This is a genomic window from Niallia sp. MER 6 (assembly GCF_023714395.1).
Lineage (GTDB): Bacteria > Bacillota > Bacilli > Bacillales > Cytobacillaceae > Niallia.
The window spans coordinates 1-13,336 of the sequence record NZ_JAMAUK010000056.1 but is presented as its reverse complement, the minus strand read 5'-3'; the positions used below and the strand labels follow the sequence as shown (position 1 = coordinate 13,336).

Genomic DNA, 13,336 nt, shown 5'->3' with positions numbered 1-13,336 from the left:
ATAGTGAGACCTCCGAGTAGATATTTTGTCCCTTTTAGCTGGCCAGCTTAGGACACATTTATCTTATCAAGAGGTCTTTTTTCTTTCAAATCGCATTTTCACTTATTACAGGAATGCTGCCACGTTTCTTCCATAAGCTAAGTTTTCATGTATTACAGGAATGTTGCCGATGTAGTGATGTAGTACCAACCAGATGATAACTCTTGCTGATTAAATCTTTCTCCTGTTAGTCGACAAAGATTTAAACAATCCTTTTTCTTTCCATTGGTCGAAATACTTTTGATAGCCCATTTCCTCAGCAGTCATTGTGTAATTTTCATCTCCCAATTTAAAAGTATGAGTTCCTGACAAGGCTTCATAGGTCGGATTACCTTTTGCATCCCCAAAAAGCGTTTCGAATGTATTCACATCCACTGAATTTGTTGTTCCGTTCTCATAGGTTTCAAGCAAAATGTAATCAACCTCCTCTTGAGCAAGTGCTGCTTGCCCCTTAAAAATCAATCCAGCTTCATTTAATGACAAATATAATTGATTCATGTCAACATCTACTCTCCCTAAAAATTGCTACTTAAATGGCAACTCGTTCTTGTGCTATTGAACCAAAAATTCGCCAAGACATAGAAAAATCCTTCTTCAACATAACTGCCATGTTTGTGACACAAGAAAGGTTCTCTTCATTTATTAAAGGAATGCTGCCCCGTTTCTGCCATAAGCTAGTTTTAATTAATCAGGAATGCTGCCCTTTATAACCTTAAAATGATTAAACTACAATTGTTGAGTATATATTCATTATATTTAACACAGCATAAAAAAACCTATGAGTTAACCAACTATGTTCAGAAGACAAAGGCTAACAGAAATTATATTGATTCCCATTATTGAGGCAACCGTATCCATTTTAAAAACTCTATGGCTAAAATCTTCCCTTTTAAAAGAGATAGAGAAAATCGCAAAGATAGATGAACTTAATATATTGAGAAAATTAGGAAAAGTGACTTTAGACTTCAAGTTTAAATCCTCCTTTTTTATTACAATATAAACCCAGCAGTTTTCGAACTTAACAGTTTGAAGACTGTTGGGTTTATTAGGTAAAGTTTTAAATTAAACTACAGTACGTAGTTGCAAAAGTTCTTTCGTTTACGTTATTTATAAATTTCATTCTTTCCAAAAATTTTTGAAATACTTTAAGAAAAAGTAAATTCCAAAAAACAACACTCCTAAGGTAGTAGCCCCAAAACCAATAATTATAATTATAGGGATAATCTTTTTAAATATCCTAATTGTTTACAAGCCTTTTTGATCTGATAATACTTTTTCCATTTACTACAATATCCTGACATTGAAAGTTTATACAAATCATTTATTATATTCACAATAATAGCAAGGGCAACAAATGCAGCAACTGTTGTAGCTGCTGCTAGTAGTACAGCTGGTATAGCTCTACCATTCTTTTTAATGTCGTCTTTTGCTAATTTATCGTCAACCTTATCAATTTCAGCAATTTCCCCTTGAGTAAGAAAGTTTGAAAATAATGCATCAATATTTTCAATCTCCTTTTCAGTTAAGGTTGTATCTTTAACTAGGTTTTTGTCAAACTTGTACACTCCATTTTCAATAGTAATCCCATCATTTATTGCTTGTACACTACTATTAAATTGCTCATCAGTTATTTCTTCCATAATACCTAATAAATCATTTTCGTCACTTGAAGCGCTTACGATTGATTCCGCAGAAACACTTTGATTATATTTAGGTTAAGCAGCCCCAAAACATAATATAATTACCACTAATACAATTAGTTTTTTCATTTTTTTCATTGATATACCTCCATTTATTTGGCTTCTAACAAAGTATATCAATATCTATTTCAAATTAATTGAATTAATAGAAAAGTTCAATTAATAGCCATAACACTGGAAGAATTAGTAATAAATATAAGTCCTTCACTTCAATAAATCTAAAGCTTCGATAGTCCCAACACTAAATTCTTCCGTTCTTCCTTCTTTAACTTTTATCATAGTCGGTGTACCTGTAATTTCTATTTCTGCACTCACAATCGGTTTTGTATTACCAAGTGGTGTGTTATGAACAGCTACTATCCTTTCATCCTCTGTTAATTCAATGGACCACTCAACCTCACGATCATACAAGAATTCATCCATATTCACATGTCCATTTATTATTTCTTTGCAATTTTTAACCTCGCCAATAACCTTGTCGTATTCTTTATGATACTGTTCCCAATCATACCAAGCAGCTTTATTATTATCATTTTCCATATCGGCAATATAAAGGGGATACTTTTCCCTATACTCTAATACTGTTTGTTCTATTTCTTTACAAGAAGAACAAGTTTTCTGCCAAAAATACACGATATATTCCTTTTCTTCCTGATTAAAAGTTTCTTCTGCACGAATCCTGTTTATATCATAAATTGTTCGTTTCTGATCTTTCTTCAATCCAACTGGTATGAAAATAACAGCAAATGTTAAACACACCAAAAATGCAAGCGACCCATTTCCATTTAGTATTCATTGCAGCCTCCTTTCAATTTATTTCTATTTTATAGAAAGAATTATTTCAATTACATAGCCAAAAAAGCGTTCTAATTAATTATTATTAGCTTAAAAAAAGATACAAAAAAAACCAGACATCGTTGCCTGACTGTTAAAGCCGATGTTAAAATCCTCAATATAGCCGGAATAAAATTCCCCATCTAAAATAGAACCATAGTTTGTTGAGAGGAGCTATGGTTCGTGAAGACAAGAGGGGAATTTTTTATGATTAAAGAAATGTACCAAAGAGGAATGAGTATTACTGATATCGCCAATGAGCTGAAGATGGACCGCAAGACGGTTAAAAAATACATAATGTCCGAAACCATCCCCACTGCTAGGAAAAGAAATAGAAGCAGTAAACTTGATGAATTTAAGGATTATATCAATAGGAGGATGCTAGAGGATCGGGTATTTAATGCAGAGAAACTGCTTCTCGAGATCAAGTTGCTTGGATATCAAGGTGGCAAAACGATATTAAAGGATTATATGCAGCCATATCGAGAACAAGCAAAAAAGAAATATACTGTCCGTTATGAAACCCTTCCGGGTGAACAGATGCAGGTCGATTGGAAAGAGGTCGGAGAAGTCATTTTGAACGGAGAAAAAAGGAAGCTTTCCATGTTTGTTGCCATCTTAGGCTATTCGCGAATGAAGTACGCTCTTTTTACTTTATCCCAGGATCAGGAACATGTCATGCAAGGTCTAATTAACAGTTTTAAATATCTGGGTGGGATACCTTCTACTATCTTGTTTGATAATAGGAGGACTGTCACAGATGGACGTGATCAAGGGGTCATTAAATGGAATAAAAGATTTGCAGAATTCGCCTCTTACTATGGATTTATTCCAAAAGCCTGCCGCCCATACAGAGCCCAAACAAAAGGAAAAGTGGAAAGGGCTATTCAGTACATTATGAATCATTTTTATGTGGGGACAAAGTTTAATAGTGTGGAAGAATTGAACCAACTTTTAATGAGATGGCTGGATACTGTTGGTAACCGAAAGAGAAATGAAACAACCGGCTATTCTCCACAAGAAAAATGGACAGAGGAAAAGCTTCATCCAATAAATGAGAAGAAAGAATATGATACAAGTTATATTTCCTTTAGGAAAGTTCATTGGGACGGAAGCTTCTCCTATAAGGGAGAAAGTTGGATTCTATCCTCTAAGTACGCTGGAAAAGAAATATTGATAAAAGAATCTCTGGAGGGTTTAATTAGGATATTTTATCAGGGAGAAGAAATTAGTAAGCTACAGCGACGGAAAAAAGTTATTCCCTTCTCCGAAAAAATAACAAGGAAACAAACTGTCGTGGTTGGCGCCCCACAGCCTGTTTCCTTGGAAGTAGATACACGCCCCTTATCCGTCTATGATGAATTCACTAGGGGTGAATCATCATGAAAAAAGAGATAAAGGAGTATAGCCAAAAATTAAACTTGCCCGTTATTGCGGACCGATGGTCCGAACTGGCCGAACAAGCGTCTAAAGATAATGTACCATATTCACAGTTTTTATTCAGCCTTCTAGAGCTAGAAATCAATGAAAAACAGGAAAGAATGAAGAAAACCCTGCTGAAGTTTGCGAGGTTTCCTTACCGAAAAACGATAGATCAATTTGATTTTACAGCCCAAGTGGACATGGATGAAAGAAGAATTAGAGAATTAATGAATCTTTCCTTCCTCGATAACAAAGAAAATTTAATTTTTTTAGGTCCTCCTGGTATTGGGAAGACACATCTTGCAGTAGCTATTGGTATGGAGGCAATCTCAAAAGGAATGAAAACCCATTTTATTACAATGAGCGAGCTAGTATCCCAGCTAAGAAAAGCAGAACAGCAGGAAAAACTGGAGAAGAAAATAGTTTCCTTTATTAAACCTTCGGTTTTAATTATCGACGAAATTGGTTATCTGAACCTTGATACGCAAAGTGCACACTATTTGTTCCAAGTTATATCAAGAAGATATGAACGTGGCTCTATCATCCTTACATCCAATAAAGGCTTTGGAGAATGGGGAGAAATGGTTGGAGATCCGATAATTGCAACAGCGATGTTAGATCGCCTCTTGCATCACTCTCGTATCTTTAACTTGAAAGGTGATAGTTACAGACTAAAAGAGAAGCACTTGAGTACGCAAAAACAGAAGGACTGAAATGTCCTTCTGGGGAATTTTAAACCGGCGATTTTGAGGAAGTTTTAATCAGCCTTGACACTGACTTCTTTACTATCATTTTACTTATACAACTGCTGCATCTTTTTTTCTTTTATTTGTTTTGTTTGTAAGAACATTTTTAAGATAAGGCATTGTATATCTGTCTAATCCGAATTTACCTGCATTTGCTCCTGCTACTACGACGAAGATTGCAAGAAGAATCATTTGTGCATTTGTGCTTACTGTACCGCTGAATAAGAAAGAGAAGTTCATTATCATTCCCATAATGGCTGCAAAGTTAGTGAATAAACCTAGAATTAAGGCAATACCTACAAGTAGTTCTCCCCATTGTACTAGGAATGTGAACAGACCGGCATTCGGTAATGCAACGTTTTCTAAGAATGCTGCCCACCAGCCTTGTACTGCAGGATGATCGCCTGTGCTAGAAGCAATGGCTCCTTGAAGGAAACCACTTGCATCAAAGCTGCCGCCCACTATTTTTCCATAACCAGCATGAATAAATTGATAACCAAGATAAATGCGGAATACTGCTAGAATACCTGCTGCGATATTATTTTTTCTTAATAGGTCTAACATTTTACTCCAGCTCCTCTATTTTCATTTGTTCATTACTTCACAATATCTTGTATGTTTTTACTACACTGTTATTGTAGCATGTTTTTTTCTATTGAATAAAAAGTACTAGTAAGCTTCACATAATTGCAATATTCTCTTGTATATTCTGTGAATTTTTTATTTAAAGGGTTTCTTTTATTCTCATTATATGATTTTCTGTGTCTTACAAGGAAGTCTGTAATAGATGGCGTCACTTTCTCGCATGCAACATGTCTTTTTTCTTTTTTTCAGTGGCAAAATAAAGTATTGCGATAATTGGAAATGCCGCTCCAATCCATAACACAGCACTCCAGCCGCCTTTTGCGTATATCAAACCTCCAACCGCAGAGCCGATAGCGCCTCCGAAGAAGAAAATAGCCATAAACAACCCATTTAAACGACTGCGGATTTCTGGACTTAATGAGAAGAGAGTGCGCTGTCCAAGAACAAGATTTGCCGATACACCTGCATCCAATAGAATCGCAGAAACGACGAGTATAACTATTCCTGTATTGGAACCAGTATGAATCTGCAGCGGCAACAGCAGGGAGATGATGACGGTGGCGAGTGCCACTCCTGTTGCTGGTCTGGTCCACCCCCTATCTGCCAACCGCCCAGCTATTGGTGCAGCAATTGCACCTGCTACACCGACAAGTGCAAATAGTGCAATCTCTTTTTGTGAAAAATCAAATGTTGGACCTGCTAAAAACATTGGCACTGTTGTCCAAAATAAAATAAATGACGCAAAGACAAATGCATGATAAGCAGCTCTTCGTCTTAATATTGGTGTTGTTTTCAGCAAATACCACATCGAACTGAGCAAAGCTTTATAGCTTGTGTTTGTAGTAGGTTTTCTTTCTGGCAGTACCTTTAATAGTACGAAAGCCAAAAGCATTACTGCTGCTGCAGAAAAAGCGAAAACAAAATTCCAGCCAAAATAGTCAGCTACCAAGCTTGATAATGGACGGGCAAGCATTATGCCTAGTAACAAACCGCTCATCACATTGCCGACAACACGGCCTCGAGAAGAATCGGATGCAAGGTATGATGCAAAAGGCACAAGTACTTGTGCTGCGACTGATCCTAAACCGATGAAAAAGGAAGCTGCTAAAAATGGGGCCTCCTGCTTTGTTACTGAAGTGATGGCAAGGGCTATCCCGGTGAGAAGCAGCGCGAAAAAAACTAATTTTCGGTTCTCCATAATATCACCTAAAGGCACTATAAATAACAAACCTATAACATAACCAAACTGTGTTAAAGTTACAATCAAACCAGCACTGGTTGCAGACAATCCGATGGACTCACTGATGATTCCCACTAGTGGCTGTGCATAGTAGAGATTAGCAACAATAATACCGCATGCTGCAGCTATTAGTATGGTTAACCACGACGGGATATTTTTTTCCATTGATTGAGATTTAAAAATAGACATTCAAACAACTCCTTATAGAATATGGTTTTATTCATTCCTGCTACTTCTTTTGGAACTTGGTTTTAGTTCCTCTCCTTTTAATTTTAAATACTAAACGTTTAGTTCATTAATTAATGATTAAATAATATACTGAACGTATAGTTCTTTATAGAATTTAATGAATGAAAGGAAGATCTTCATGAATGGAAAAAGAGGCCGGCCCCGCAATGTGGAAACACATAAGGCTATTCTTTCCGCTTCTTATGAATTATTATTAGAAAACGGCTTCCAAGCCGTTACGGTTGATAAAATAGCCGAGCGTGCTCAAGTCAGCAAGGCAACGATTTACAAGTGGTGTCCGAATAAGGCTGCTGTAATAATGGAGAGTTTCCTAGATGCTGCCACTGCTAGGTTGCCTGTGCCTGATACCGGTTCAGCATTAGATAATATTGTCATTCACGCTACTAACTTAACCAATTTTTTAACTAGTCGAGAAGGGACAATCATAACGCAGTTACTAGGTGAAGGACAGTTTGATTCAGGATTGGCAGAAGCCTATCGAACTCGTTTTTTTCGCCCTCGCCGACTGGAGGCAAGAGGTCTTTTGGAGCAGGCAATCGCACAAGGAGAATTGAAAGAAGGACTCGACATTGCCATATGCATTGATCTCATTTATGGGCCGATTTTTTATCGATTGCTTGTAACTGGAGATACATTGGATGAGACATATGTCCAGCATTTAGTAGAAAACGCCTTTGCAGGAATTCGTTCTTAAGTTGTAGTTTATTGTAAGAACAATGTACATAAGCAAACTCATAACACTGGAGGTCCAACTTAATAGCGGTCCTCCCCCTTTCTAACTTTTAACGATTGCTCACATCCTATCTACCTTAGCCAACTCTATTAAAACTCCTTAGCTTTTTAAAATAATTAGAAATAATTAGTTAACTTATTTTTTTAAAATACTTAATATAAAACGTAATGAATACGATTTATATTAATTTATGCTACAAATCGTAATCATTACTATTTACATAACATTCGAGGCAATCTATATTAAATTTGCTCTCTTATATATAATCAGGAGATGACTTTTCAATGAAATTAGTTATTGTAGGTGCAGGGCCATCTGGAATTGGCTTAGGTATCTTATTAAAGAAAATGAACTTTGAGGACTTTGTGATTTTAGAAAAGGAAGAAATTGGTGCCAGTTTTCGAAAATGGCCAAAGGAAATGAAGCTGATTACCCCTTCCTTTACAGGGCATGGATTCGGGATGTTAGATTTGAATGCCCTGACTCCTGAAACTTCTCCAGCGTTTACTTTCGGGAAAGAACACTTAACAGGCAATGAATATGCAGATTATCTTCAATTATTAGCTCACCACTATAAATTGCCAATAAAGAAGGCTTATGTTGATAAAGTAGTTAAGAATAATAATAAATTTCTGTTATATACAGACAAGCAAATGATAGAAGCACCTTTTTTAGTTTGGGCAACAGGTGAATATCAAACACCTAATTTAAAACCCTTTGAGGGTGCGGAGCTTGCTCTTCATAACAGTTTAGTTAAATCGTGGGATAACTTGCAAGGAGATGAATTCACGTTATAGGCGGATACGAAAGCGGAATAGATGCTGCCTATCATCTTACAGCAAATGAAAAGAATGTTACAGTCATTTCTAGAAGTGCTCCATGGGACAATGTTGAGGCTGATCCGAGTAAATCCTTGTCTCCTTTTACAAAGGAAAGATTAGAAATTGCTGATGAGACAGGTCGGTTAGAACTGCTTGATGTAGAGGTTTTAAAAATCTCTAAAAGAGATGATGACTATGTATTATATTTGTCTGATGGAACTACTCATGTTTCAAAAACCCGACCAATTTTAGCTGCTGGTTTTATTCCTGGTGTTAAACAAATTTATTCTCTTTTTGAGTGGGAAAATGAACAGTTGCCTAAATTAACAGATAAAGATGAATCTACTATTACTGCAGGGGTATTTTTAGCAGGACCAAATGTTAGGCATCAGCAGGTTATTTTCTGCTATATATATAAATTCCGCCAAAGATTTGCTGTGATTGTTAAAGAAATACTTGATCGTACTAATTTCCAATATCCAACCGAAATTTTTGATTTATACCGAAAAAACAATCTGTTTTTAGACGATTTATCTTGTTGCGAGGTGAATTGTGAGTGTTAGAGGAGAAAATTCAAACCCAAAGCCTAAATTCATTAATTTTAGGCTTTGAATCTTCTGGAAAATCAACCTTATTTACTAAGTTAGCTGGTAGGTCGATAGGTAATGAAACAAATGTGAAAGGATCAACTATCCATAATGAAAGTACTTATTTTGTGAATAGAAACTTAATTGATACACCCGGCATTAATAACGCAAATTCACTAATACAGACAAAACTTTATGAAGATATACATAGTGCTTCTACTATTATTCTTGTAGTAAGAGGTACACATTTTGCAGAGGAATTGGAAAAGCTGTTTCCTTATATTGAAAAAGCAACCAAAATGATTCTTTTATTTGTTACCTTTTCAGATAAAATGTCTCCTGAAGGTAAGAGTTTTGCTTCTTAAACAAATAACAAGAAAAAAGCTGCCTATCTTTATTGTAGATACCCGAAAAGTAGAAAAGGATACTGTTAACTTATTTAAAGAGTGTTTAAAGGAAAATGATACGATAAATCAATCACAACTAAAGGAACTTATAAACTTACCGATTTCTAAAGTAGACCCTCCTACTCTGTTTTTTGAAAAAAGTTACTTTGGCAAAAGCTTCGTTGCTTTATTAAGTTTAGTAGCCATGTTTTTATTTCCTGTTATCGTCGCATACCAGTTTTCTAACTTGTTACAGCCGTTGATTGAAAAGTATATACTCAGTCAACTTACACTATTCTTTACTAGTGCTCCCAGCATTATTAAAGAAATTTTCGTAGGGAACTATGGACTATTAACACTCGGAATTTATTCCTTTATTTTGGCCTTTCCAGTTGTGTTGATGATTAGCTGCAGTAAAGCAATGACAGAAGAATCCGGCATAAAGGATCGCATAGTAGATACATTGGAACCAATGTTATATAAAATTGGTTTAACTGGCAGAGATATACTACCGATCATCACTGGGTTTGGCTGTAATGTTGTTGCAGTCCTTCAAAGCAGAGGTTGTCATACTTGCAACAGGTCCCAATGTATCTCGTTTATCTCTTTTGGGTCTGCATGCAGTTATCAAATTGGTGCAACTTTATCGATACTTAATTCAGCCCATGCTGTTTGGCTTTTCTTTCCCTATATTTTCCTGTTACTTACAGGGGGTATCATTCACAATTATCTGTGGTTTAAAAAGCAATCATTCCCTCCATCAACTATTACTCGAAAAGCCTTTATTCAAAAACCAAAATTAAAAACGATAAAGCTTCAAGTAAGTAGTGACTTAGCGCAATTTTTTAAGCAGGCAATGCCTATTTTTCTAATTATTTGCATTACTGCTAGTCTGTTGCAATATATGAATATCATTTCGTTTATTGCTTTACTGTTTCATCCTTTATTACAACTTTTCCATTTGCCAGTAGAAGGCGCAGCAGCTTTGGCTTTTTCAATAATAAGAAAAGATGGAATCCTTATTTTAAATGAAGGAAATGGCGCGCTGTTTTTTATCCTTACTAATTTCCAATTATTCTTATTAGTGTTTTTAGCCTCTACATTGACATCATGTGTCGTAACCTTGGCTACAATATGGAAAGAGTTAGGATTCATACAAGCTTTTAAACTTATAGGTCAACAATCACTAACAGCGATTTTACTTGGATTATGCTTAGTAGCGGGTAATCATATCATTCACTTTATATAAAAACTGTACAACATGATAAATGCCCCCCTACTCCAAAAATAGGGGGGCATTCCTCTGGTTATTAACTTATTACCAACTTGCTTTCTTAACACCTGGAATTTGCCCTTTATGAGGATACTCTCTGAAGGCAATGCGGGACATTTTAAATTTTCTTAAGTACCCTCTAGGTCTGCCAGTAACTTCACATCTGTTTTTTAGGCGTGTTGGAGAGGAATCTCTCGGAAGTTTTCTAAGTCCTTCATAATCACCTTTTTCCTTTAATTCGATCCGAATAGCTGCGTACTTTTCCACCATAGCTTGCCGTTTTTTCTCTTTTACTACTTTAGATTTTTTTTTGCCACTTATTTTAACCTCCTTTTATAAATCGAAACTATTACGATTTAAAAACTATAACTATAATTAATCAATACTTATTTTGTTTCTCTATGCAAAGTTCGTCTTTTTAAACGTGGGCAATATTTCATTAATTCTATTCTATCTGGATTATTTCGTGTGTTTTTTGTAGTAATATAGTTTCTGTCTCCTGTTTCTGTACATGCCAATGTAATATTCACTCTCATTTTTGTTCCCTGATTCTTTTATTAGACGTTAAATGATGGAAATGGGTCTAAAAATTTGGTCCAATCTTTAGTCATTTCTATCTCTGTAAGAAGGCACTTATCTAAATCATTTTCTAGTTGCTTTTGATCCATTCCAATGCCAATCAAAACTAACTCTGTCATTCGGTCACCATGCACAGGATCCCATCTTTTTTGCAGCACAGCATCTTCCTCTAGAATTTGGTTAATTTCCGTATCCGGGTATGTAGCTACCCATTTCCCAGCTCCTTGAATCGATAAAGATGTGCCTGCTTGTGATAACAGCCCAGAATCATTATTCCTAGTCGCTAGCCATATAAACCCTTTAGCACGTACCACTTCTGCTGGCCATGTTTCAATCCAAGCCATTAGTCTTACTGGATGAAACGGCTTCTTTCTCCGATATACAAAAGAAGATATTCCATATTCTTCTGTTTCAGGAATATGTTCCTCATTAAGTTCTTTCATCCAACCTGCACTTTGGATAGCAGCTTCAAAATCAAAAAGGCCTGAATTTAACACTTTATCGAGTGGAACTTGTGAAAATTCACTTCTGTATATTTTCGCTTCAGGGTTAAATTGTTTAATGATTGCTGTTAATTTTTCTTGATTTTCTTTTGAAATTAAATCCATTTTGTTCAGTAAGATAACGTCGGCAAATTCTATTTGATCTATTAGCAGATCAGCTACTTCTCGAACATCCAGTTCATCATCAGCTTGTTTACGATCCAGCAAGCTTTCCCCTGAACCATAATCATGCCAAAACCGATTAGCATCTACTACCGTTACCATAGTGTCCAGTCTACAAAATTCAGTTAGATCAATCCCCATACTCTCATCCACATATGTAAATGTTTGCGCAACCGGGATTGGCTCACTAATACCGCTGGATTCAATTATAATATAATCAATATCACCGTTTTGGGCGAGTTTTTCCACTTCTATTATTAAATCCTCGCGAAGTGTGCAGCATATACAGCCATTTTGCATTTCTACCAGCTTCTCGTCTGTTCTCGAAAATCCTCCCTGCTTCACCAATGATGCATCAACATTAATTTCACTCATATCATTTACGATAACAGCAACTTTAAGATTTTCTCTATTAGATAAAATATGATTAAGCAGAGTTGTCTTACCTGAACCAAGATATCCGCTTAATACCGTTACCGGGATTTTTTTATTACTCAAAAATTTTCACTCCTTACAATAACAACTACTATTGCATTATACTCGGATATTATGTAAATCGCAATAATTACGATTTACATTTTAGATAATTTAATTCTTCTACCTGTTAATCAATAATGTATAAACGAATATAACAGGTATAAAACGACTTATGACCAAATTACTTCTGTACCTTTTATATATCGTCTTGCACTACCAGCTGGCTGCTGGATTCATATAGAACTAGTCAGCTTCATCCAATAAATATAATTCTGACTCTACTATTTTATTTTCAGTAATAATAAATTTGTGTGAAGTGTAACGTAATCTTATTACTTGAACTGCCATCTTCCACTATACTAACTCCACTCCATAAGTTTCTGTCGTAATTCTCCCAAATAATATTTTTAGAAACTTCATTATTTGAGTGCTTTCTTTCGTTTAAGAAATGATCTTTCAATGAAGTCGACTATGCTTGCAAAAGATGGATATTTTTCCGCTCAAGAAGGCAGTAAAATTAAAATTAAGCACGGATAGTTTGAAGAACCGCCTCAAATGGAAGACCGCAATCAGATCATTAAGGATAAGAGCTGAGTTCTGACATTATCTTATTACTGTAAAAGCCATCCACTTGTAAAAAGGGATGGCTTTGTAATTACCTTCGTTAATCTTGGAACTTACATTCTTTTAAGCTTTACTTAACATCTGATTAAGTGATTTTAATTCTTCCTCCATTTCAGTGAGCCTTTTTTGTAAAGGAGCTAAGTTTCCTTTTACATACTTCAATTTTTCTAAATTATCTTGAACCTTTGACACTCCCACAGCTATAGCAATGGGATTCTAAAGTGCTATTGCGTTCGCAATTCATTTCTACTTTGAACTAGCCTTTAGTTAAGGGGTATGTCATTACCCCATCCTGTTACGTTCTATACACCTTTGGTGTATATGTACCTAAACAGGCGGTGTTGCTTTTACCACAACACTAGTTAGGATGCTTTTT

Annotated in this window: 14 protein-coding genes and 1 pseudogene; 6 read left to right on the top strand and 9 right to left on the bottom strand. The window is 35.5% G+C overall.

The features are described from left to right. Positions 1–210: 210 nt before the first annotated feature. The 4 genes from M3600_RS27395 to M3600_RS27380 all read right to left on the bottom strand — a co-directional run bounded on the left by M3600_RS27395 (position 211) and on the right by M3600_RS27380 (position 2,501). Positions 211–537, bottom strand: coding sequence for a hypothetical protein (locus tag M3600_RS27395; RefSeq protein WP_233317188.1), 327 nt, complete (start codon positions 535–537; stop codon positions 211–213). A gap of 285 nt (positions 538–822) precedes the next feature. After that, complete coding sequence (locus tag M3600_RS27390; protein ID WP_237943797.1) at positions 823–1,008, bottom strand: hypothetical protein; 186 nt, start codon at positions 1,006–1,008, stop codon at positions 823–825. Between the two features lie 242 nt (positions 1,009–1,250). Next, positions 1,251–1,679: a hypothetical protein gene (locus M3600_RS27385; protein ID WP_251648351.1), complete on the bottom strand. Its 429-nt coding sequence runs from the start codon at positions 1,677–1,679 to the stop codon at positions 1,251–1,253. Positions 1,680–1,943: 264 nt separating this feature from the next. Then, on the bottom strand, positions 1,944–2,501 hold the full coding sequence (locus tag M3600_RS27380) for a hypothetical protein (protein ID WP_237943793.1): 558 nt from the start codon (positions 2,499–2,501) through the stop codon (positions 1,944–1,946). Positions 2,502–2,756: 255 nt separating this feature from the next. Here M3600_RS27380 and istA point away from each other — a divergent pair, with 255 nt between their 5' ends. Next, positions 2,757–3,959, top strand: a complete 1,203-nt coding sequence (gene istA, locus M3600_RS27375; RefSeq protein WP_251648350.1) for an IS21 family transposase — start codon at positions 2,757–2,759, stop codon at positions 3,957–3,959. Next, entirely contained in the window at positions 3,956–4,708 is a 753-nt protein-coding gene (gene istB / locus M3600_RS27370) for an IS21-like element helper ATPase IstB (RefSeq protein ID WP_251648348.1), read from the top strand. The genes istA and istB overlap by 4 nt, the downstream gene beginning before the upstream one ends. Positions 4,709–4,792: 84 nt before the next feature. Here istB and M3600_RS27365 read toward each other — a convergent pair whose 3' ends face one another. Then, on the bottom strand, positions 4,793–5,305 hold the full coding sequence (locus tag M3600_RS27365; protein WP_237943791.1) for a DoxX family protein: 513 nt from the start codon (positions 5,303–5,305) through the stop codon (positions 4,793–4,795). 229 nt (positions 5,306–5,534) lie between these two features. After that, positions 5,535–6,755 (bottom strand): MFS transporter, encoded by a 1,221-nt coding sequence (locus tag M3600_RS27360; RefSeq protein WP_251648345.1) that lies wholly within the window; start codon positions 6,753–6,755, stop codon positions 5,535–5,537. 178 nt (positions 6,756–6,933) lie between these two features. Between M3600_RS27360 and M3600_RS27355 the strand changes: the two genes are divergently transcribed. The 4 genes and pseudogenes from M3600_RS27355 (at position 6,934) to M3600_RS27335 (ending at position 10,591) form a co-directional block, all read left to right on the top strand. Beyond that, a complete protein-coding gene (locus M3600_RS27355) occupies positions 6,934–7,509 on the top strand; it encodes a TetR/AcrR family transcriptional regulator (protein WP_251648343.1) in 576 nt (191 codons plus the stop codon). A 323-nt stretch (positions 7,510–7,832) separates the two neighbouring features. Continuing rightward, a pseudogene (locus M3600_RS29135) lies at positions 7,833–8,932 on the top strand (NAD(P)/FAD-dependent oxidoreductase). Then, positions 8,926–9,321, top strand: coding sequence for a GTPase domain-containing protein (locus tag M3600_RS27340; protein ID WP_251648339.1), 396 nt, complete (start codon positions 8,926–8,928; stop codon positions 9,319–9,321). Before M3600_RS29135 ends, M3600_RS27340 begins: the two are co-directional and overlap by 7 nt. Next, positions 9,311–10,591 (top strand): nucleoside recognition domain-containing protein, encoded by a 1,281-nt coding sequence (locus tag M3600_RS27335; RefSeq protein ID WP_251648337.1) that lies wholly within the window; start codon positions 9,311–9,313, stop codon positions 10,589–10,591. Before M3600_RS27340 ends, M3600_RS27335 begins: the two co-directional genes overlap by 11 nt. Before the next feature lie 69 nt (positions 10,592–10,660). Here the strand turns inward: M3600_RS27335 and rpsN are convergent, their stop codons facing one another. The 3 genes from rpsN to M3600_RS27320 all read right to left on the bottom strand — a co-directional run bounded on the left by rpsN (position 10,661) and on the right by M3600_RS27320 (position 12,357). After that, positions 10,661–10,936, bottom strand: a complete 276-nt coding sequence (gene rpsN / locus M3600_RS27330) for a 30S ribosomal protein S14 (RefSeq protein WP_311315988.1) — start codon at positions 10,934–10,936, stop codon at positions 10,661–10,663. 65 nt (positions 10,937–11,001) lie between these two features. Beyond that, on the bottom strand, positions 11,002–11,151 hold the full coding sequence (gene rpmG, locus M3600_RS27325) for a 50S ribosomal protein L33 (protein WP_251648332.1): 150 nt from the start codon (positions 11,149–11,151) through the stop codon (positions 11,002–11,004). 21 nt (positions 11,152–11,172) lie between these two features. Next, positions 11,173–12,357 (bottom strand): GTP-binding protein, encoded by a 1,185-nt coding sequence (locus M3600_RS27320; RefSeq protein WP_251648330.1) that lies wholly within the window; start codon positions 12,355–12,357, stop codon positions 11,173–11,175. Between the last annotated feature and the right edge of the window lie 979 nt (positions 12,358–13,336).